Source organism: Sphaerotilus uruguayifluvii (assembly GCF_013294065.1).
In the GTDB taxonomy this organism is placed as follows: Bacteria; Pseudomonadota; Gammaproteobacteria; order Burkholderiales; family Burkholderiaceae_C; genus Sphaerotilus; species Sphaerotilus uruguayifluvii.
Window position 1 is genome coordinate 12882 of record NZ_JABSNM010000019.1, and the last position, 19510, is coordinate 32391.

At 72.6% G+C, this 19510-nt stretch carries 18 protein-coding genes and 1 riboswitch; of the genes, 6 read left to right on the forward strand and 12 right to left on the reverse strand.

Translation table 11 applies throughout. The annotated features are described in order from the left end of the window. Nucleotides 1-122 precede the first annotated feature (122 nt). On the forward strand, nt 123-830 hold the full coding sequence (locus tag HNQ01_RS17615) for a GGDEF domain-containing protein (RefSeq protein WP_173806753.1): 708 nt from the start codon (nt 123-125) through the stop codon (nt 828-830). Here HNQ01_RS17615 and metW read toward each other — a convergent pair. Next, nucleotides 811-1395, reverse strand: a complete 585-nt coding sequence (gene metW / locus HNQ01_RS17620; protein ID WP_173806754.1) for a methionine biosynthesis protein MetW — start codon at nt 1393-1395, stop codon at nt 811-813. The two genes, HNQ01_RS17615 and metW, sit on opposite strands and share 20 nt — an antisense overlap. Further along, nucleotides 1392-2525 carry a homoserine O-succinyltransferase MetX gene (gene metX / locus HNQ01_RS17625; protein WP_173806756.1) on the reverse strand — a complete coding sequence of 378 codons (1134 nt, stop codon included), beginning with the start codon at nt 2523-2525 and terminating at the stop codon, nt 1392-1394. The genes metW and metX overlap by 4 nt, the downstream gene beginning before the upstream one ends. A gap of 65 nt (nt 2526-2590) precedes the next feature. After that, nucleotides 2591-2662, reverse strand: a riboswitch (SAM riboswitch). A 188-nt stretch (nt 2663-2850) separates the two neighbouring features. Between metX and HNQ01_RS17630 the strand changes: the two genes are divergently transcribed. Then, entirely contained in the window at nt 2851-3654 is an 804-nt protein-coding gene (locus HNQ01_RS17630; protein ID WP_173806758.1) for a sensor histidine kinase, read from the forward strand. Between the two features lie 16 nt (nt 3655-3670). Here HNQ01_RS17630 and HNQ01_RS17635 read toward each other — a convergent pair whose 3' ends face one another. The 7 genes from HNQ01_RS17635 to HNQ01_RS17665 all read right to left on the reverse strand — a co-directional run bounded on the left by HNQ01_RS17635 (nt 3671) and on the right by HNQ01_RS17665 (nt 11557). Continuing rightward, nucleotides 3671-4312 (reverse strand): glutathione S-transferase family protein, encoded by a 642-nt coding sequence (locus HNQ01_RS17635; protein ID WP_173806760.1) that lies wholly within the window; start codon nt 4310-4312, stop codon nt 3671-3673. Between the two features lie 105 nt (nt 4313-4417). After that, nucleotides 4418-5707 carry an amidohydrolase family protein gene (locus HNQ01_RS17640; RefSeq protein WP_173806762.1) on the reverse strand — a complete coding sequence of 430 codons (1290 nt, stop codon included), beginning with the start codon at nt 5705-5707 and terminating at the stop codon, nt 4418-4420. A 35-nt stretch (nt 5708-5742) separates the two neighbouring features. After that, the gene (locus HNQ01_RS17645; RefSeq protein ID WP_173806764.1) at nt 5743-7224 is read right to left on the reverse strand and encodes a diguanylate cyclase domain-containing protein; all 1482 of its coding nucleotides are present in this window, start codon (nt 7222-7224) and stop codon (nt 5743-5745) included. Nucleotides 7225-7449: 225 nt separating this feature from the next. Then, complete coding sequence (gene upp / locus HNQ01_RS17650) at nt 7450-8103, reverse strand: uracil phosphoribosyltransferase (RefSeq protein WP_434801522.1); 654 nt, start codon at nt 8101-8103, stop codon at nt 7450-7452. A gap of 47 nt (nt 8104-8150) precedes the next feature. Then, a complete protein-coding gene (locus HNQ01_RS17655) occupies nt 8151-9404 on the reverse strand; it encodes a URC4/urg3 family protein (protein ID WP_173806766.1) in 1254 nt (417 codons plus the stop codon). After that, nucleotides 9397-10677, reverse strand: a complete 1281-nt coding sequence (locus HNQ01_RS17660) for a GTP cyclohydrolase II (RefSeq protein ID WP_173806768.1) — start codon at nt 10675-10677, stop codon at nt 9397-9399. The genes HNQ01_RS17655 and HNQ01_RS17660 overlap by 8 nt, the downstream gene beginning before the upstream one ends. Before the next feature lie 16 nt (nt 10678-10693). Then, nucleotides 10694-11557, reverse strand: a complete 864-nt coding sequence (locus tag HNQ01_RS17665) for an HDOD domain-containing protein (RefSeq protein ID WP_173806770.1) — start codon at nt 11555-11557, stop codon at nt 10694-10696. Nucleotides 11558-11847: 290 nt separating this feature from the next. On the opposite strand from HNQ01_RS17665, the gene HNQ01_RS17670 reads away from it, so the two are divergent. Further along, nucleotides 11848-12669, forward strand: a complete 822-nt coding sequence (locus HNQ01_RS17670; RefSeq protein ID WP_173806771.1) for a hypothetical protein — start codon at nt 11848-11850, stop codon at nt 12667-12669. A gap of 19 nt (nt 12670-12688) precedes the next feature. Here HNQ01_RS17670 and HNQ01_RS17675 read toward each other — a convergent pair whose 3' ends face one another. From HNQ01_RS17675 to HNQ01_RS17685, 3 genes are all read right to left on the reverse strand, one after another. Beyond that, the gene (locus HNQ01_RS17675; protein ID WP_173806773.1) at nt 12689-13501 is read right to left on the reverse strand and encodes a hypothetical protein; all 813 of its coding nucleotides are present in this window, start codon (nt 13499-13501) and stop codon (nt 12689-12691) included. Nucleotides 13502-13576: 75 nt separating this feature from the next. Continuing rightward, entirely contained in the window at nt 13577-13861 is a 285-nt protein-coding gene (locus HNQ01_RS17680) for a hypothetical protein (protein ID WP_173806775.1), read from the reverse strand. 144 nt (nt 13862-14005) lie between these two features. Further along, nucleotides 14006-15346, reverse strand: coding sequence for a DUF445 domain-containing protein (locus tag HNQ01_RS17685; protein WP_217427601.1), 1341 nt, complete (start codon nt 15344-15346; stop codon nt 14006-14008). Nucleotides 15347-15493: 147 nt separating this feature from the next. On the opposite strand from HNQ01_RS17685, the gene HNQ01_RS17690 reads away from it, so the two are divergent. From HNQ01_RS17690 to HNQ01_RS17700, 3 genes are all read left to right on the forward strand, one after another. Further along, nucleotides 15494-16303, forward strand: a complete 810-nt coding sequence (locus HNQ01_RS17690; RefSeq protein WP_173806777.1) for an IclR family transcriptional regulator domain-containing protein — start codon at nt 15494-15496, stop codon at nt 16301-16303. Nucleotides 16304-16327: 24 nt separating this feature from the next. Beyond that, nucleotides 16328-17530: a 4-hydroxybenzoate 3-monooxygenase gene (gene pobA / locus HNQ01_RS17695; protein ID WP_173806778.1), complete on the forward strand. Its 1203-nt coding sequence runs from the start codon at nt 16328-16330 to the stop codon at nt 17528-17530. A gap of 100 nt (nt 17531-17630) precedes the next feature. After that, nucleotides 17631-19439, forward strand: a complete 1809-nt coding sequence (locus HNQ01_RS17700) for a SulP family inorganic anion transporter (RefSeq protein WP_173806781.1) — start codon at nt 17631-17633, stop codon at nt 19437-19439. The last annotated feature ends 71 nt before the right edge of the window (nt 19440-19510 follow it).

A 19510-nucleotide genomic window follows, 5' to 3' on the forward strand; every position in this document is an offset into this window, starting at 1 on the left:
CGCCTGTCCGGGTTGATCCGGGCGGGGATCCTCCGGATTTACACCGATATATGAAACAATGTGTAAGTCGCTTCCGGCGTGAAGACATCGGTTGTCACGGGTGCGACGCAGACGAGACACCCATGAGGATCAGCACCCGCATCGATCTGGCGGTGGCCGCGGCCGCTGCGCTCGCGCTGGCCGGGCTGGCCGCGCTGACCTGGCTCGATCATGCGGACTGGCTGCCACGGCTGATGCCGCGTGCGCTGGCGCTGCTGGCGCTGTTCGTGGTGCTGGACCGGGTGCTCAGGCATCTGGTGCTGCGGCCGGTGCACGAGCACAGCCAGGCGCTGCGGCGGCTGGCGCTGCACGACAGCCTGACCGGTGCGGTCAACCGGCGCGGCTTCACGGACCGGCTGCAGCAGGCGCAGGGCCAGGCCGCGCTGTGCGCGCAGCCGCTGTCGCTGGTGATGGTCGACATCGACCATTTCAAGCGCATCAACGACGTGCACGGCCATGCGATCGGCGACAGCGTGCTGCGCGAGGTCGCGGCGCGGCTGCGCCGGCAGATGCGCCGCGGCGACCTGCTCGGCCGGCTCGGGGGCGAGGAGTTCGCGGTGCTGCTGCCGGGAACCGATCTCGAGGGCGCGGCGGTCCAGGCCGAGCTGGCGCGCCAGGCGCTGCGCCGCGAGCCGGTGGCGGTCGCCGGCACGGTCACTGCCAGCCTCGGCGTGGCGCAGTGGGATGGCAGCGAGCCGGCGGCCGACTGGCTCGAGCGCGCCGACCTGGCGCTGTACGAGGCCAAGCGGCTCGGCCGTGACCGGGTGCGCCTCAGCGGTGCTCGAACTTGAAGACGGCGGTGCTGGCGAGCAGGTTGGGCCAGTGCTTGACGACCTCGCCCTCGTGCAGGCCGAAGGCGTCGAGGATGTGCAGGCCGTTCTTGCGCGCGAGGATCCCGAAGTCGGCGAAGGTGCCCACCCGGATGTTGGGCGTGTCGTACCACTGGTAAGGCAGCACCTTGGTCACCGGCATGCGACCCTGCAGCACGCGCAGCCGGTTGGGCCAGTGCGCGAAGTTCGGGAAGCTGACGATGCCGATGCGCCCGACGCGCGCGGTCTCGCGCAGCATGTCCTCGGTGTTGCGCAGGTTCTGCAGCGTGTCGAGCTGCAGCACCACGTCGAAGCTGTCGTCCTCGAAGAGGCTCAGGCCTTCTTCCAGGTTGCGCTGCAGCACGTTGACGCCGCGCTGCACGCAGGCCAGCACCTTGGCGTCGTCGAGCTCGACGCCGTAGCCGCGGCAGCCGCGCCGGTCGCGCAGCAGCGCCAGGAGGGCGCCGTCGCCGCAGCCCAGGTCGAGCACGCGGCTGCCCGCGGGCACCAGATCGGCGATCAGTTCGAGGGCCTGGCGGTTGCTCATGCGCCGATCTCCCGGGCGATGTTGTCGTAGCAGGCGCGCACGATGCCGTGGTAGCGCGCGTCGTCCAGCAGGAAGGCGTCGTGGCCGTGCGGCGCGTCGATCTCGGCGTAGCTGACGTCGAGCCGGTTGTCGAGCAGGCCCTTGACGATCTCGCGCGAGCGTGCCGGCGAGAAGCGCCAGTCGGTGGTGAAGCTCACCACCAGGAACTTGGCCTGCGCCCGGGCCAGCGCCCGCGACAGGTCGCCGCCGAACGCGCGCGCCGGGTCGAAGTAGTCGAGCGCGCGGGTGATCAGCAGGTAGGTGTTGGCGTCGAAGTACTCGCTGAACTTGTCGCCCTGGTAGCGCAGGTAGCTCTCGATCTGGAACTCGATCTCCTGCGTCGAGTAGGCCAGCTCGGCCGCACGCAGCTCGCGGCCGAACTTGGCCTCCATCGAGTCGTCCGACAGGTACGTGATGTGGCCGATCATGCGCGCCACCCGCAGGCCGCGCTTGGGCACGACGCCGTGGGCGTAGAAATGGCCGCCGTGGAAGTCCGGGTCGGTGACGATGGCGCGCCGGGCGACCTCGTTGAAGGCGATGTTCTGCGCCGACAGGTTCGGCGCCGAGGCGATCACCAGCGCATGGCGCATGCGCTCGGGGTACTGCAGCGTCCAGCTCAGCGCCTGCATGCCGCCGAGGCTGCCGCCCATCACGGCGGCGAGCTGGCGGATGCCCAGCCGGTCGAGCACGCGGGCCTGCGCGTTCACCCAGTCTTCCACCGTGACGACCGGAAAGTCGCTGCCGTAGGGCCGGCCGGTGTCCGGATCGAGATGCATCGGCCCGGTCGAGCCGAAGCACGAGCCGGGGTTGTTGATGCAGATGACGAAGAAGCGCTCGGTGTCGAGCGGCTTGCCGGGGCCGATCAGGTTGTCCCACCAGCCGACGTTCTTCGGGTTGTCGGCGTGGGTGCCGGCGACATGGTGGCTGGCGTTGAGCGCGTGGCACACCAGCACCGCGTTGCTGCGCTCGGCGTTGAGCCGGCCGTAGGTTTCGTAGACCAGCGTGTAGTCGCGCAGCGAGGCGCCGCTGCGCAGCTCCAGCGGTTCGCCGAAGTGCATCTTCTGCGGGGTGACATGTCCCTGCATCGACATCGGGAGAACTCCGAAAGGTTTTTCGACCACAAAAAAACCCGGCGCTGCCTGAGGCGGACACCGGGTCGTCGAGTGCCCCTCTTTAGCGGAATTTCTAGAGCGCCCGCAAGCCGGACCAAATCGGCGCTGTGAGGGGCAAGTGTAGCGCGAGCCCGTCCGGGGGGACAGCGGCTGCACGATCTGCGCATTCCGACCGCCGCGCCTCCCCCGGCCGGGTGGTCCTCTGGCGATCCGGACCCGCGGCTCCGGGATGCATCGCCGGTGCCGGCCTCGTGACAATCGTCCGGCACCCCCCTCTTTCGTACGAACCCGACATCCGCCGACCGTGAACCCGACTGCTGTATCCGATCTCTCGATCCCGGGCGATGCCTGGCTGCTGGCGCTGGGCACGGTGCTGGTGCTGGCGCTGGTCGGGCGGCTGTGGCACCGCTGGCAGCAGGGCCGCTCGCAGGACCGGGCGCTGTCGGCGCCGTCGCTGCCGTTCGAGCCGCCGCTGTCGCGCTGGCCCGGCACCACGCCGGTCGAGCCCGACCTGCAGCGCCTGGTCGGCGAGGTCCAGGACCGCCTGGGCATGCAGCTGCTGAACGCACGCACGCTGGCGCGCACCGGCGAGGCGCTGCCGGGCAGCACCCGGCTGATGCATCTGGATCACCAGCTCGCGCAGGCGCTGCTGTCGCTGCGGCTGATGCGCGATGCGCTGCGGCCGGAGCCGGCCTCGCTGCTCGACAGCCTGCACGGCATGCAGGCGCATTTCCAGCCGCTGCTGGCCGAACGCGGCATCCGCCTGGACTGGCAGGTCGACGAGGCGCTCGACCGGATCAGCCTGCCGGCGCGCAGCCGGCTGGGACTGCTGCGGCTGATGCAGGAAGCGCTCGACAACGTCGTGCGCCATGCCCGCGAGGCCCGGCTCGCGCAGTTCCGCCTCGAGGCGGACGGCGAGGCGGGCGAGCGGTGCCTGCGCCTGCGCGTCGTCGACGACGGCCAGGGCACGCCGGAGAGCCGGCGCGTCGAGTCGACCGCCCTGGGCATTGCCCGCATGGAGCGCCAGACGCTCGAGCTGGGCGGCCGCCTGGCCGTCGGCCCGGCGCGCCCGGGCTGGTGCGTCGACCTGCGGATGCCGCTGGACTGAGCGCGGCGCCGTCCGCTCAGGCCGGGTTCGCGGGCGCGGCCGGTGCCGGCGGCTGCGTCGCGGCGAAGCTCGGACGCTGCGACAGGCGCAGCATCAGCTTCGCCAGGTTCGGGTGATCGTCGCGCCAGGCGATGGTCGGGAAGCGGAAGTCCAGGTAGCCCAGCGCGCAGCCGACGGCGATGTCGGCCAGCGTCGGATGCAGGCCGGAATACCAGCTGCGCTCGCCCAGGCCTTCGGACATCGTGCACAGGCCCGCGTGGATCTTGCCCAGCTGGCGGTCGATCCAGGCCGGGCAGCGCTGGCTGTCGTCGCGGCCCGGCCAGGTGGCCTCGAGCCGCGCCAGCAGGGCCGCGTCGAGCAGGCCGTCGGCCAGCGCCTCCCAGGTGCGGACTTCGGCGCGCTCGCGGCCCTTCTCGGGAATCAGCCGTCCGACCGGCGAGAGCGTGTCGACGTATTCGACGATGACCCGCGAGTCGTAGAGTGCGTCGCCCCCCTCGAGCACCAGGCAGGGCACCTGGCTGAGCGGGTTGGCCGAGGTCAGCCCGGCCGGGTCCGACCAGGGGTCCTCGATGACGAGCTTGTAGTCGAGTTTCTTCTCCGCCAGCACGATGCGCACCTTGCGCACATACGGGCTGGTCAGCGAGCCGATGAGTTTCATGAGCGGGCGAGTTTGTCGTTCTGTCCTGCGGGGCCGGACCATTCTAGCCACGAGTCGCGGCGCGAGCCGGGGCCGGCCTCCTCCCTTGGGGGGACGCTGCGGGCTTCAGTGCCCCTGCGTCCAGTCGATCCGGTCCGGTCGCCCGGGCAGGTCGAGCCGGGCCTCGGCCGGGGCGGTGCGGGCCACGATCCGGCCGCGCCGAACCACCGCCAGGCGGGTCGCGCGCAGCCGGATCGCCTCGACCGGCGAGCGGGCCTGCAGCAGCACGACATCGCCGTGGCAGCCGATGTCCAGCCCGTGGCCGGCGAGCCCGAGCACCTTCGCGGCATTCGTCGTCACCGCGTCGAAGCAGGCGCGCATCTGCGCCTGCGAGGTCATCTGCGCCACATGCAGTCCCATCTGCGCCACCTCCAGCATGTCACCTGACCCCAGTGAGTACCACGGATCCATGACGCAGTCATGGCCGAAGGCGACATTGACGCCGGCAGCCATCAGCTCGGGCACGCGTGTCATGCCGCGGCGCTTCGGATAGGTGTCGTGGCGGCCTTGCAGCGTGATGTTGATCAGCGGGTTGGCCACCGCGTGCACGCCGGCTTCCGCGATCAGCGGCAGCAGCTTGGAGACGTAGTAGTTGTCCATCGAGTGCATGGACGTCAGGTGCGAGCCGGTGACGCGACCCTGCAGCCCGAGACGCTGCGCCTGATACGCCAGCGTCTCGATGTGGCGCGAATGCGGGTCGTCGCTCTCGTCGCAGTGCATGTCGACGCGCAGTCCCCGCTCGGCGGCCAGCTCGCACAGGATGCGGACCGATTCGGCGCCGTCGGCCATCGTCCGCTCGAAGTGCGGGATGCCGCCGACCACCTCGACACCCAGGTCGAGCGCGCGCCTGAGGTTGGCCAGCGCCGTCGGGCTGCGCAGCACGCCGTCCTGCGGAAACGCCACCAGCTGCAGGTCGAGGCAGGGCGCGACGCGGCGCTTCACCTCCAGCAGCGCCTCGACCGCCAGCAGCCGGTCGTCGCAGACGTCGACATGGCTGCGGATCGCCAGCAGCCCCCTGGCGACCGCCCAGTCGCAGTACTGCAGCGCGCGCTCGACCAGCGCTTCCTGCGTGAGCTGCGGCTTGAGCTCGCCCCACAGCGCGATGCCCTCCAGCAGCGTGCCGCTGGCGTTGACGCGCGGCAGGCCGTAGGAGAGCGTCGCGTCCATGTGGAAATGCGCGTCGACGAAGGGCGTGCTGGCCATCCAGCCCTGCGCGTCGAGCGTGGGCAGGCCCGGCGGCGTGGCCAGCGCCGGGCCGACCGCGGCGATGCGCCCGGCCAGGATCAGCAGGTCCTGGCCGCGGCGGCCGTCGGGCAGCGTGGCGTCGCGGATCAGCAGGTCGTGGGCTTCGGTCATCGTCGCTTCTCCGCGGGAGGGGCTCGGCGGCCTGATCAGGCCGCGATGCGGGCGCGCCGGCGTCGGCCGGCGGCCATTTCGGCCTCGCAGCGCTGCATCAGCGCCTCGATCGTGTCGCCCGGGCCGGCCTGGGCATGGCTGATGTCGATCTGCAGCCGGTGGTTGCCGCTCAGGGTCGACCAGTCGCGCGCCTGCACCGCCTGCGCGATGCGCTGGCAGATGCGCGCGGCATCGTCGGCCGAGGCCTCGGGCAGCAGCACCGCCACCTGCGATCCCGACCAGTGCGCCGCGAGGTCGCCGGCGCGCAGCGTGCGCCCGATCAGCCGGGCGAAGGCATCGAGCACACGCTCGTCGGGCGGCCCGTTCGACGGGTCGGCCTCGCAGGCGGCCAGCAGCAGCACCGCCAGGTGGCCGTCCGCAGCCCGGGGCAGCACCTGGCGGGCCCGGGCGAGAAAGTCCGGGCGCGACGGCACCGCCGCGGGCAGGTCCTCGCCAGGGCCGGTCTCGGTCTCGGGCTGCAGCGCCGGGCGGCGCTCCTTCGAGCGGACCTGGGCCAGGTAGCGCGACAGCCGGGCCGAGGTGGGCAGCGGTGTGGCTTCGGTGCCCAGGCGCCGCCGTGCTGCCAGCTCGACGCGCTGGCGTGCCTCGAGTTCGCGGCCCTGCGCGGCCAGGCAGCGGGCGAGCCGCTGCTCGGCCAGGTCGCTCAGCGGCTGGTGGCCGAGGCGGTGCGCCTCGTCGGCCAGACGCCGCGCCGCTTCCTCGAGCGCGCTCGGGTCGTCCTGCGCCTGTGCGATCAGCATCGCGATCCAGATGGTCGGCAGCTCCAGGTCCGCACGGTGCGCGGGCTGCAGCGGCCGCAGCGAGGCCAGCTGCAGCCGCGCGCGCTCGGGCTCGCCGGCGCTGCAGTGCAGCAGCGCCTGCAGCCAGCCCAGGCGCAGCGCCGAGCGCGCCGAGACCGGCCAGAGGCCGGCGGTGGCGTGGGCGGTGTCCAGCGCGTCCTGCAGTCCGGCGCGGGGCAGCGGCGTGTCGTGGCCGTGCTCGCCGATCGCATGGCACCAGGCCAGCGTCTCGCCGAGCAGCAGCGCCAGATGCAGCTGCCAGCCGGCGGCGAGCCGGGCCTCGGCGCGCACCGCCGGGGGCGGAGCCGCGCGCAGGCGCTCGACCAGCGCGACCGCCGCCGCGCCCTGGCCGCGCCAGACCATCGCGTCGGCCAGCGCCTCGGTGGCGCGCAGCAGCGGCACCTCGGCCGTGCGCGCCGGATCGCAGTCGGCCAGATGGTGGGCCAGCAGGCCCGACTCGAGCGCCTCGTCGAGCCGGCCGAGCCGGGTCGCGGCCCGGCAGGCCCGGGCATGGACCAGGACCCGCTCGGCCAGCGAGCCCGGCGCCGTGCCGCGGCTCAGCGCGTCGCGCGCCGCTGCCAGGGTCGCGGCCGGGTCGCCGGCCCGACCCGCGTCGTGCTCCTCATCGTCCAGGCTGTCCAGCTCGTCGCTTGGTTCCAGGCGCTCCGGTTCGCTCATGCATTCCCCGTCTCGTGTCATCCGGTCCGCCGTGGCTGCGGCTTGCACGCGTCCCGCGCCGCCTCTTCTGATCCGGAATCCGCTGATCCGGGCACCTCGGGCAGGCCTGCAGGCCGCGATCCGCTCTGGATCCGGCAGAGTCCGGTCGCCAGCACGCCCATTCGTGCCGCTTCCGGATGAAGGGAATTGAACCACAGCCGCACCCGGCCCCGACATCGGCCCGGCTTACTTGGTCCCGAACATCCGGTCGCCGGCGTCTCCCAGGCCGGGAACGATGTAGCCGTGGTCGTTGAGCTGGCGGTCGATCGCCGCGGTGTAGACCGGCACGTCCGGATGGGCCTCGTGGAAATGCTTCAGGCCCTCGGGCGCCGCCAGCAGGCTGACGAAGCGGATCGAGCGCGGGCGGGTCTCCTTCAGCCGCTCGACCGCGGCCGCGGCCGAGTTGCCGGTGGCCAGCATCGGGTCGAGCACGATGGCGTCGCGCTCGTGCATGTCGCCGGGCATCTTGAAGTAGTACTCGACCGCGACCAGCGTCCTGGGGTCGCGGTACAGGCCGATGTGGCCGACGCGCGCGCCCGGCACCACCTGCAGCATGCCGTCGAGGAAGCCGCTGCCGGCCCGCATGATGACGACGAAGACGGTCTTCCGGCCCTCGATGACCGGGCTCATCATCGTCTCGAGCGGCGTCTCGATCTCGATCATCTGCGTCGGCATGTCGCGGGTGACCTCGTAGGCCATCAGCATGCTGATCTCGCCGAGCAGGCGGCGGAAGCTGTTGGTCGAGCGGTCCTTCTGGCGCATCAGCGTCAGCTTGTGCTGCACCAGCGGGTGATCGACGACATGGACCTGGCCGGCGCCGGGGGTGTTCATCGTGCTCATGGGGTCTCTCCTCGCGGGTTGCGGATCAGGTGGGTATCCGGTGGGTCTCAGAAGACGGTGCCGTCGCTGTCGATGCGCAGCGGCGGCGCGCCGCCCGGCCGGCGCTCGGCGGCGATCTCGCGGCCGGCGGCCCAGCTGCCGCCCTCGAGCATGCACGCCAGCGGCAGCTGCTGCGCATCGACGCCCAGCTCGGCGCGCACCAGCGGCGCCAGGTCGTCGAGCAGCGCCACCGTCAGCGCCCGCCACTCGATCACCCACGGATCGTCGACCGTCTTCGGCAGGGCGGCGAAGTCGGCCGCCAGCGGCACCAGCGCGCCGCCGTCGATCAGCAGGCCGCCGTTGCGGTATTCGGGCAGGCCGGTGAGCGCGTCCAGCCCTTCCACCGCGATGCCGGCCCATTCGAAGGGCTCCAGCAGCGAATAGGTCAGCCACTGCGACAGCTTGTGGAAGGGCACCCGGCCGGCGGCCGGCGCGTCCGGCGCGCTGGCCTGCGGGTGCGGCCAGACATCGCCGATCGGCCGCCCGTCCAGGCTCTGGCCCGAGGGCCAGATCGGCGCGAGCGACTCCAGCAGCTCGACCAGCAGCTCGGCGGCCTGCAGCGTCGGCGTGGCGCTCGAGCGCTGGCGCGCACGCGCGGCCAGCCGATCGAACAGGCCGCCGGGGCGGCCGTCGTCGCCGAAGCGCTCGGGCTGCGCCGCCATCACCGCGCCGAGCCGGCGCAGCAGCGCCGCACGCCCCTCCAGGCCGACGAGCGGATTGTCCGGCCGGACCTGGAAGACGGCCGCCAGCGGTGCGGCCTGCATCCGGCCGAGCGCGCGGGCGTCGACCCGGCAGGGCTCGTCCGGCCGCGACGAGAAGGCACCGGCCGCGAAGGCGCGCAGCGTCGCCACCGCCAGCCCTTCCGAGCGCGTGAGGCGCTGGCCGGTCTCGGCCTCGTCGTAGTGCCAGTCGGGGCCGGCGCCGGCATCGAGCAGCACGCTGATCAGCGCCAGGTCGATGCGTGCGCGCGCCAGGCCGGCGCTGCCGAGCGGGCGCACCTGTGCGTCGATGGCCTCCTGCCGGTCGACGCCGCCGGCCTCGAAATGGCGCCAGCGGCTGTGGTACGGGATCTGCAGGTCGGGGAATCGCCGGCGCGTCAGGGCGGCGATGCGCCGCGCGATGGCCGGCAGTGCGCCGCGGTCGATGCGGAAATGCGTCGAGTGGCCGCTCTCGACCGCGGCGGCGATCGCATGGCAGCGCCGGCGCACGGTGGCCGGGTCGTTCAGCACGGCCAGCGGGTCCGGGCGATGGTGTTCACTCAAGGCCGCGCCCCTTCACGGCGGCCAGATCCGCCTCGTCCGGCACCTCGCCGGTGGTGAAGTAGCCGGCGGCGATCTTGGCCTGGATCTCGACCATCGCGTCGGCCGGCACCAGCTCGTCGGGGATCTTGATGCGCTCGACCACCTCGATGCCGCTGCCGGTGATGGCGTCGAACTTGTCGTTGCTCATCGACACCAGCCGGTGGATGCGGCGGATGCCCAGCCAGTGCAGCACGTCGGGCATCAGCTCCTGGAAGCGCATGTCCTGCACGCCCGCCACGCACTCGGTGCGCAGGAAGTACTTGTCGGCCGAGTCGCCGCCCGCCTGGCGCTTGCGCGCGTTGTAGACGAGGAACTTGGTGACCTCGCCCAGCGCGCGGCCCTCCTTGCGGCTGTAGGCGATCAGGCCCACGCCGCCGCGCCCGCCGTGCTCGACCGACTGCGCGCCCTCGATGCACTCCTCGATCGCGTGCGTCAGGTAGGGGCGGCAGGTGCAGATGTCCGAGCCGAACACGTCCGAGCCGTTGCATTCGTCGTGGATGCGCGCGGTCAGCGTCACCGACGGATCGGCCAGGTCGCGCACGTCGCCGAAGACGTAGAGCGTCTGCCCGCCGATCGGCGGCAGGAAGACCTCGATGTCGCTGCGGGTGACCAGCTCGGGGTACATGCCGCCGGTCTCCTCGAAGAGCGTGCGGCGCAGTTCGGCCTCGCTCACGCCGAAGCGCTTGGCCACGCCGGGCAGCCACCAGACGGGCTCGACGGCGATCTTGGTCACCGCGGCCGAGCCGTCCTCGAGCAGGATGCGGCCGTCGGGCTTCAGGCGCTGGAAGGCCATGGCCTGGCGCACCTCGGGCAGGTGGATGTGCGCCTTGGTGACGGCGATGGTCGGGCGGATGTCCATGCCGGCGGCGATCTGCTCGGCGTAGACCTCGGCGACCAGCGCGCCCCATGGATCGATCGAGACGATGCGCTCGGGCTCGGACCACTGCGGGTTGGGGCCGATGCGGTCGGTCGGCGCGGTGTTGGTGAGGTCGGCGCGGTGGCCGCGCTCCAGGTTGCCGGCGGCCACCGCGAGCGCGCGGTAGACACCGTAGCTGCCGCTGTGCGTGCCGACGACATTGCGCTGGTGGCGCGAGGTGGTCGTGCCGACGACCGGGCCGCGTGCCTGCGGATCGGCTTCGCCCCAGCGGATCGGCGGGGCCCCGGCCGCACCCTGGCCGGGATGGGAGGTGAGCCGGATGTGGCCGGCCGGGGAGGGGGAAGGGTCGCGGGCCATGGGGGTTCCTCGGGTGTCAGTCGGTGATCTGCAAGCCGCGTGCCTGTGACGGGGGCGACGGCGGCACCTGTCGCTCCTGCTGCAGCTGCTGCAGTTGCAGCCAGTGCGGCGCGACCGCCGCGCGCAGCGCCGGTTCCGGCACGTCGGCGCTGGCGGGCAGCAGGGCCAGCGCGCCGAGGCCGCGCTGCTCGTGCAGCAGCGTCTCGGCGGCGGCGCCGAGCGCGAGCAACCGGCGCAGCATCGGCTCGAGCGGCGGGCGCTGCGCGGGCGCGCGGATGCGCTCGCGCACGAAGGTGACCACCGGCGCGGCCAGCCCCCAGCTCGCGCACAGCACGCTGCCGTAGGCCGCATGCCCGATGCCCCAGGCGCTCGTCTCGGCCGCGTCGAGCGCGGCCGGGTCCTGGCCGAGGGCGTCGAGCAGGGCCTCGTAGGGACGTCCCAGGTGGGCCAGCATGACGGCCTGGCCGCTGCGCGCGAACAGTCCGGCGGTGTGCGCCTGCAGCGGGTCGACGCCGAGCGCGGCCGCGCTGCGGCCCATCAGCAGCCCGGTCTGGCCGGCTTCGTGCCACAGCGCGTTCATGCGTGGCGACGGCGGAAAGGCCGCGCGCAGCGCGCTGGCATAGCTGATCGCGACGACCTCGCGGGTGCCGAGGTAGCGCAGCGCCTCGCCGACGGTCTCGACTCGCCGCAGCAGGCCATACATCGCCGAGTTGACGGTGCGCACGACCGCCGCGGCCAGCGCCATGTCGGACTCGATCAGCGCGGAGATCGACGGCAGCGTGCTGTCGTCGTCGCGCATCAGGGCCAGCAGTTCGAGCAGGGCCCGAGGGCAGGCGGGCAGGTCGACCTGCAGGGTGCGCAGCGGTGCGGGCAGTGGCACGTTCGTTCCCCAAGACGGTGTTGCACGGGGCCGCAGCGTACGCCGCCTCCCTCATCTGGTGCGTCCGCACGGACCGTGACGGTGCACATTCCAGACGACTTCGGGAATGCGGCGCGCTCCGGTCGTTGCATTTCCCTCTCGGACGTCCCGGGAATTCCTTGAGCTGCGGCAATGAAAATTGATCGGCACGGGTTTTGCCTTCGTGCTGCCTTCGAAATCTGCTGGAATTCGTGACACTTGTCGCACCTTGTGGTGGGGCAACCGGACTGGACACACCCGTGAAACAAGAGATGAACACTTCTTTTGGTGCTTCCCGCCTGCCTTCGCGGGCCTCGATCCGTTTCGATGAGGTTCTGGCCGCCGCCGAGCGGCTCGCGCGCTGGCGCATGGGCGCCTGCCTGAGCTACCGGCCCGAGGCGGACGAGGCGCCGGCGGACGTGAGCGCGCGCCTGATCGCCTCGCTCGGGCCGCTGTCGGGGCTGGCGTCGGACACGCAGCTGCTGATGCAGCCCTCGGCCTTCGGCCAGGACGTGATGCTGATGATGCAGCTGCTGGCGGCGGCGCAGTCGCGCGCGATGCCGGTCACGATCGATCTGGTCGCGCCGGAGGCGACCGAGCGGCTGATGAGCCAGATCGACCTGCTGGGCGCGCACCACGACGGCCTGGGCCTGTCGCTGTCGAGCGACCGCGAGCGCAGCCTGGGCGATGCCGACCGCGCCTGCGTCGCCGGCCTGCGCCTGCGGCTGGTGCACGAGCGCTGGTCCGACACCGGTCAGGCGCGGCGCCAGTCGGCCGAGGCCTTCGAGCGCCTGGTCGACCATGTCGCCGGCCGCACCCGCCATGTCACGCTGGCCTGCCACGAGCCGCAGCTGGTCGACCGCTGCGTCGAGCGGCTGCGCCGTGCCGGCACCGCGGTCACGCTGGAGCTGCAGCCCGACCAGCCGCGCCAGGGGCTGCTGTGGGTCTCGCGCCAGCGCCAGGTGCCGGTGCGCAGCCTGCTGCACTACGGCCGGCCGGCTGCGCCGGCCCGCCTGGGCACGCTGGCACGCCAGCCGCGTGTGCTGTGGTGGTCGACGCTGAGCAGCAGCCTGAGCGCGCTGCTGCCGACCTGAGTCGCGACCTGAATCCGGCTCAATCGTCCGTCAGCGGACCGGTCGCCTCGAGATCGTCGCCGAGCTGCAGCTGCAGGCTGTCGGGCCGCGGCACCGGCGTGGCCCGGGCCAGCGCCATCCAGACCGCAAAAGGCAGTCCGGCCTCGTGCGGCAGCACGCGCATCGGGGCCGCGCGCCGCATCAGCGGCTGGCCGTCGCGCATCTCGATGACGCCGCACTCGACCGGAATCTCGTCGGTGCGGGCAATGCCCTCGGCCAGCACGTAGTACAGGCCCGCGGCCATGTCGAGGTAGGCCGCGCGCTTGGCCGGCCGACGCAGGTCGGCGAGCAGGTCGGCGCGGCTGACCTTGATCTCGTGCACCAGCGGCTGCAGGTAGCCCGCCACCGTCGTGTGGCGCACCGAGAACACGTCGGGCATGGCCATCTGCCAGGTGCCGTCGTCGCCGGGCTCGGAGGGCACGGCGGGGGCGCCGGGGCCGGCGCTGGCGGCGGTGTCGGAGGGCGCGCGCGCGCGCAGCGACAGCCCGCGCCAGGCGATGCGGCCCTCGCGCATCAGCGCCTGCGCCATCTGCTCGACCAGCGTCTCGTGCGCGCTGCGGGCGGCGCGGTTGCGTGCGGCCGACTCGGCCAGCGCCTGGATGCCGGCATCGGTCACCCGCACCGTGCAGCGGCCGGCGGTGTCATGGCTGCGCTCGAGCAGGCCGGCGGCGAGCAGCTCGGCCTCGAGGATGTCCTGCGCGGGCCAGCCGGCCGAGCGCCAGACCTCGCGCAGGCGGCGCCGGTGGGCACTGGTCAGGCGGATCGGGGCGGGGCAGGGCTCGGGCAGGCTCATGCCCCCGAGCGTAACAATTTCGTGTCCGCGGTGAGCTGCGGCAGGTTCTTCGCGCATCGTCCGTCCCGTCGTCCGTCAGGCACCGGCCTGGCGGGCCCGCTCCGACCCCATCGCATGAAAGACCGCGTGGCACAGCGCCGGCGAGATGGTGTACTCGGTGATCTCGAGTCCGCCCAGTGCCGCCGCAGGTGCGTCGTACCAGTGCCAGCGACCGTCGTCCGGCAGGCTGCGGCCGTGGCCGCGACCGGATTCCAGGGGCGTCAGGCCGCCCAGCGCGGGGGGCGACGGGGGGGGAATGCGCCGTCCCGGCGTGCGTCCCAGTTCGTGCAGCAGCTGTTCCAGTGCCTCGAGCGTGGCCATGTTCTTCTCCCTGCGTGAATGAATTCACATCCTTCCAAGCACGGGGTCATTCTTCCATCCGGGCCGGGTGCGCATCCATCGCTCCAACAGGTGAGGCGGCTGGTGAATCGTTCACATCGGGCGGGCCCTGCCTGGCACTGATTCTCAGCCCGTCACGCGCAGCGCATGCATGGCCAGGCCGATCAGGCCGCCGACCAGCGTGCCGTTGAGGCGGATGAACTGCAGGTCGCGGCCGATCGCCAGCTCGATCTCCTGCACCAGCTGCTCGTCGTGCCAGCCGCGCACCGTGCGGGCGATGTGCTCGGCGGCGACGTCGCGCAGCGCCGGCGCCGCCTGCTCGACCGCGGACAGCAGGTGCTCCTGCAGCGCCGAGCGCAGCGCCGCGTCCTCGCCCAGCGCCTGCCCGAGCCGCCGGGCCGTCGCGGCGATCTGCGCCTGCAGCCGCGACTGCGGCGTGCCCAGCTCGGTCTGCAGCCACTCGCGCAGCTCGTCCCACAGGCCGCGTGCATAGTCCTGCAGCGCCGGCTCGTGCAGCCAGCGGTCCTTGGCAGCATTGATGCGGGCGGCGAAGTCCGGATCCTGGCGCAGCCGCTCGACCAGCTCGGCGACGCTGCGGTCGAAGGCCAGCCGGCGCGGATGCTGCGGATCCTCGCAGACCTCGTGCACCCAGCCGGTCAGCCCGCGCGCGGTGGCCGCCGCGAGCTTCAGGCCGAACTCCTCGGTGTCGGCGACCAGGCCGATGGTGCGCAGCACCAGCGGGTACTCGCGTCCGGCGATCTCGATCAGCACCGAGGCGAGCGTGCGCTGCACCTCCTCGGTGTCGACCTGCTCGGCGAGCTGGCGCAGCGCCTGCTCGAAGAGCTGCTGGTGGCGGCCCTGCGCGGTCAGCGTGTCGAGCAGGTCGCCGGCCAGGTGCGACAGGTCGAGCCGCTCCAGGCGCCGGGTCACGGCGCTCTGCAGCAGGCCGCGCACCCGCGCGTCGTCGATGCAGCCGAGCAGGCCGCCGGCCAGCCCGCGCAGGTGGCCGGCGAGCAGCTGCGCGCTGTCCTCGCGCGCGAGCCAGCAACCCAGCTGCGCGACCGGATCGAGCGCGGCCAGCCGGGCCAGCAGCGTCGGCGTGTCGAGAAAGCGGTCGCGCACGAAGACCGCGAACTGGTCGGCCAGCTGCGGCTTGCGACGCGGCAGGATCGCGGTGTGCGGAAAAGGCAGGCCCAGCGGTCGCCGGAACAGCGCCACCACCGCGAACCAGTCGGCCAGCGCGCCGACCACCGCCGCTTCGGCAAAGGCCGCGACCCAGCCCCAGACGCCGTGGCGGCCCTGATGGTGGGCCAGCGCCAGCAGCAGCAGGCAGGCCGCCAGCGCCAGCAGCGCGAGCCGCTTCATCTGCCGCAGTCGCGCCAGGCGCTCGCCGGCCGGGCGCGTCCCGGAGGACGGGGCGGCGGACGGCGGGGCGGGCGGCGACGGATCCGGTTCACGCATGACCATGACCCGATTGTGCTCGGCCGAGGGTGACGCGGCGCTGTCACCGAACAATGTGCGCATGTCGCACGACATGTCCTGGAATGTGCGCATGCCGCACATGCGCCCGGCCCGGCGTGCCGGCCTCCTAACCTTGATTCAGGTCAGATCCCGATGAACCTCCTCGCCCCGTCTTCTTCTGCCGCGCCCGCCGCCGTCCTCGCGTCCCCGATCGCCGAGCGCGACCTGCTGGGCGCGCTCGAGAAAGGCCTGCGCGTCATCGAGGCCTTCGACCAGGACCGCCCGCGGCTGACGATCAGCGAGGTCGCGCTGCGCACCGGGCTCAGCCGCGCGGCGGTGCGCCGCTGCCTGCTGACGCTGGTGCATCTGGGCTATGCGCGCCAGGACGAGCGCCATTTCTCGCTCAGCCCGAAGGTGATGCGCCTGGGCCAGTCCTACATGCATTCGGCGAAGCTGCCGCGCGCAATCCAGCCGCAGCTCCAGCGCATCGCGATGGCGATGCAGGAGGCCGGCTCGGTCGGCGTGCTCGACGGCGACGACGTGATCGCGGTGGCGGCAGTGACCGCCGGCCGGGTGGTGTCGTCGACGCTGCAGCCGGGCACGCGCGTGCCGGCCTACTGCACCGCCAACGGCCGGGTGCTGACCGCCTGGCTGCCCGAGCCCGAGCGCGAGGCCTGGCTGGCCCGGCAGACGATGGCCGCGCGCACCGTGCAGACCCTCACCGACCGCGACCGCCTGCGCGAGGAGCTCGCCCGCGTGCGGGCCCAGGGCCATGCGCTGGTCGACCAGGAGTTCGAGCCGGGCCTGCGCACCGTGGCCGTGCCGCTGCGCAACCGCCGCGGCGAGGTGGTCGCCTCGATGAACGTCAGCGTGCACGCCGCGCGCGTGTCCATTCCCGATCTGCTCGACCGCTGCCTGCCGATGCTGCTGCAGGCGCAGGAGCAGCTCAAGCCCCTGCTCTAGCCCACCCCCCCAGAGGAGACACCCATGACCATCCCCCGCCGCACCCAGGTCGTCATCGTCGGCGCCGGCCCGTCCGGGCTGCTGCTCGGCCAGCTGCTGCACAAGGCCGGCATCGACAACGTCGTGCTCGAGCAGCGCAGCCCCGACTACGTGCTCGGCCGCATCCGCGCCGGCGTGCTGGAGCAGGTCTGCGTCGACCTGCTCGACGAGGCGGGCGTGGGCGAGCGCATGCACCGCGAGGGCCTGGTGCACGACGGCATCGAGCTGGCCTTCGGCGGCCAGCGCCACCGCATCGACATGAAGGCGCTGACCGGCGGCAAGACGGTGATGGTCTACGGCCAGACGGAGGTCACCCGCGACCTGATGGACGCGCGCCGCGCCGCCGGCCTGCCCACCGTCTACGAGGCCGCCGACGTGGCGGTGCACGACTTCGACTCCACCGCGCCGCGGGTCAGCTTCCAGGTCGAGGGCGTGCGCCACGAGATCGCCTGCGACTTCATCGCCGGCTGCGACGGCTTCCACGGCGTGTGCCGCGCCAGTGTGCCCAAGGAGCGCATCCAGAACTTCGAGCGCGTCTACCCCTTCGGCTGGCTGGGCATCCTGGCCGACGTGCCGCCAGTGGCCGACGAGCTGATCTATTCCAACCACGAGCGCGGCTTCGCGCTGTGCTCGATGCGCAGCAGGACGCGCGTGCGCCACTACGTGCAGTGCTCGCTGCAGGACAAGGTCGAGGACTGGAGCGACGAGCGTTTCTGGGACGAACTGCGCAGCCGCCTCGATCCTGCCGCCGCCGCGGCCCTGCAGACCGGCCCGTCGATCGAGAAGAGCATCGCGCCGCTGCGCAGCTTCGTCGCCGAGCCGATGCGCTTCGGCCGCATGTTCCTGGCCGGCGACGCCGCGCACATCGTGCCGCCGACCGGCGCCAAGGGCCTGAACCTGGCCGCGTCGGACGTGCGCTACCTCAGCCGCGCCTTCATCGAGTTCTACGCCGACCACACCGAGGCCGGCATCGACGACTACTCGCGCAAGGCGCTGCGCCGCATCTGGAAGGCCGAGCGCTTCTCCTGGCACATGACCAGCCTGCTGCACAAGTTCCCGGCGGGCCCCGGCGACACCGGCGCCGTCGGCCACCGCATGCAGACCGCCGAGCTCGACTGGCTGGTCCACTCCACCGCCGGCATGACCGCACTGGCCGAGAACTACGTCGGGCTGGCCTTCGAGGACTGAACCTCGAGGCGCCGCGACAGGGCGCGCGCGCAGCGGCGCCGGGCGCACCGGCGCGGTGCAGCGGCTGTGGCAGGATACCCCCCTGCCTGTGCCTGACGCCATGACCGATCCGAACGCTCCCTCCCTGTCGCCGGTCACGCCGGCCCGCGCGCTGGCCGAGCGCCTGTTCGGCGCCTGGGTGCGCATCGTCTCGCCGGCGACGCTCAGGGCCGATGCGCAGGCCGGGCTGCTGGGCGCGCTGCTGGTGCTGCCGCAGGGCATCGCCTTCGCGTCGCTGGCGGGGCTGCCGCCGCAGTACGGCCTGTACAGCGCGCTGGTGCCCACCGTGGTGGCGGCGCTGGCCGGATCGAGCTGGCATGTGGTGTCCGGCCCGACCAATGCCAACTCGCTGGCGCTGGCGGCGATGCTGGCGCCGCTGGTGGCGGCCGGCTCGCCCGGCTACATCGAGCTGGCGCTGATGGTGACGATCATGGTCGGCCTGATCCAGACCGCGGTCGGCGCGCTGCGGCTGGGGCTGCTGGCGGACTTCATCTCGCCGGCGGCGCTGCTGGGCTTCACCAGCGGCGCGGCCTGCCTGATCGGCATCCATGCGCTGCGAGATCTGCTCGACGCCGGCGTGCCGCGCGGCCTGGGGCCCGGCGGCGTGCTGGTGCAGAGCGCGCAGCACCTGCCGCAGGCCAGTCCGGCCGCGCTGGCCACCGGGCTGTGCGCGCTTGGGGTGGCCGGCGTGCTGCGCCGGCGCCGGCCGCGCTGGCCCTTCATGCTGTTCGGGCTGGGCGCGGCCTCGGTGCTGGGCGCCTTGCTGCCGGTGCTGGTGCCGGGCTGGCGCGAGGTGCGCATCCTCGGCCCGCTGCCCTCGCCGTGGCCGTCCTTCCATCTGCCGCAGGTCGAGTGGTCGCGCCTGCCCGAGCTGCTCGACAAGGCGCTCGCGCTGTCGATCATCGCGCTGGGCCAGTCGGTGTCGATCGCCAAGGCGGTGGCGGCGCGTTCGGGCCAGCGCATCGACACCAACCGCGAGTTCCTGGGCCAGGGCCTGTCGAACCTGGCCGGTGGCTTCTTCTCGTGCTATCTCAGCTGCGGCTCGCTGAACCGCTCGATGCCCAATCTGGAGGCGGGCGCCCGCACGCCGCTGGCCGGCGTGGCCTCGGCGCTGTGGCTGCTGCTGCTGGTGGCGGTGTCGGCGCCGCTGCTGGCGCACATCCCGCAGGCGGCGATCGCCGGGCTGCTGATGCTGGTGGCCTGGACGCTGCTGGACCTGGCGCGCTGGCGCCGCCTGGCGCGCCTGGACCGCACCGACCTGGCGATCGCCGCCACCACGCTGGCGGCCACGCTGCTGCTGCGGCTGGAGATCGCGATCCTGATCGGCACCGGGCTGTCGCTGGTGGCCTATCTCTACCAGACCTCGCGCCCGGCGATGCGCACGATGGGCTTCGACAGCCGCCGCGCCGACCGCCGCTTCGTCGTGCGCGACGACACGCCCGGCGCGCTGCCCGAATGCCCGCAGCTGAAGCTGCTGCGCATGGAGGGCGAGATCTACTTCGGCGCCGCCACCCATGTCGCCGAGCACCTGCACGCGCTGCGCCAGAACCATCCCGGCCAGAAGCACCTGCTGGTGATGAGCAAGAGCATGAACTTTCTCGACCTGGCCGGCGTCGAGCTCTGGGAGACCGAACTGCGCGAGCGCCGCGCCGCCGGCGGCGACCTGCATTTCCACCGCCCGCGCCCGCAGGTGATGGCGATCTGGCGCCGCACCGGCTTCCTGGACCGGCTGGGGGCCGACCATGTCTTCCCGGACAAGCAGCAGGCGATCGCCTCCATCTTCCGCCGGCTCGATCCGGCGGTCTGCGCGCGCTGCCCGGTGCGGCTGTTCCGCGAATGCCAGCCGGACGATCCGGGCGCGGTGATCTGACCCGATATCCCCCATTGAATGGAGATCAGGGTTTTCCTGAAGCCGCTAGAGTCGGTGGAACCGTCACCACT

Coding starts and splice junctions, on each gene's coding strand:
- metX (WP_173806756.1), bottom strand. CDS start 2,525: ATGTCGATGCAGGGACATGTCACCCCGCAGAAGATGCACTTCGGCGAA.
- HNQ01_RS17660 (WP_173806768.1), bottom strand. CDS start 10,677: ATGGCCCGCGACCCTTCCCCCTCCCCGGCCGGCCACATCCGGCTCACC.
- HNQ01_RS17635 (WP_173806760.1), bottom strand. CDS start 4,312: ATGAAACTCATCGGCTCGCTGACCAGCCCGTATGTGCGCAAGGTGCGC.
- HNQ01_RS17680 (WP_173806775.1), bottom strand. CDS start 13,861: ATGGCCACGCTCGAGGCACTGGAACAGCTGCTGCACGAACTGGGACGC.
- HNQ01_RS17670 (WP_173806771.1), top strand. CDS start 11,848: ATGAACACTTCTTTTGGTGCTTCCCGCCTGCCTTCGCGGGCCTCGATC.
- HNQ01_RS17615 (WP_173806753.1), top strand. CDS start 123: ATGAGGATCAGCACCCGCATCGATCTGGCGGTGGCCGCGGCCGCTGCG.
- HNQ01_RS17645 (WP_173806764.1), bottom strand. CDS start 7,224: ATGAGCGAACCGGAGCGCCTGGAACCAAGCGACGAGCTGGACAGCCTG.
- HNQ01_RS17690 (WP_173806777.1), top strand. CDS start 15,494: ATGAACCTCCTCGCCCCGTCTTCTTCTGCCGCGCCCGCCGCCGTCCTC.
- upp (WP_434801522.1), bottom strand. CDS start 8,103: ATGAGCACGATGAACACCCCCGGCGCCGGCCAGGTCCATGTCGTCGAT.
- HNQ01_RS17675 (WP_173806773.1), bottom strand. CDS start 13,501: ATGAGCCTGCCCGAGCCCTGCCCCGCCCCGATCCGCCTGACCAGTGCC.
- metW (WP_173806754.1), bottom strand. CDS start 1,395: ATGAGCAACCGCCAGGCCCTCGAACTGATCGCCGATCTGGTGCCCGCG.
- pobA (WP_173806778.1), top strand. CDS start 16,328: ATGACCATCCCCCGCCGCACCCAGGTCGTCATCGTCGGCGCCGGCCCG.
- HNQ01_RS17685 (WP_217427601.1), bottom strand. CDS start 15,346: ATGGTCATGCGTGAACCGGATCCGTCGCCGCCCGCCCCGCCGTCCGCC.
- HNQ01_RS17700 (WP_173806781.1), top strand. CDS start 17,631: ATGACCGATCCGAACGCTCCCTCCCTGTCGCCGGTCACGCCGGCCCGC.
- HNQ01_RS17640 (WP_173806762.1), bottom strand. CDS start 5,707: ATGACCGAAGCCCACGACCTGCTGATCCGCGACGCCACGCTGCCCGAC.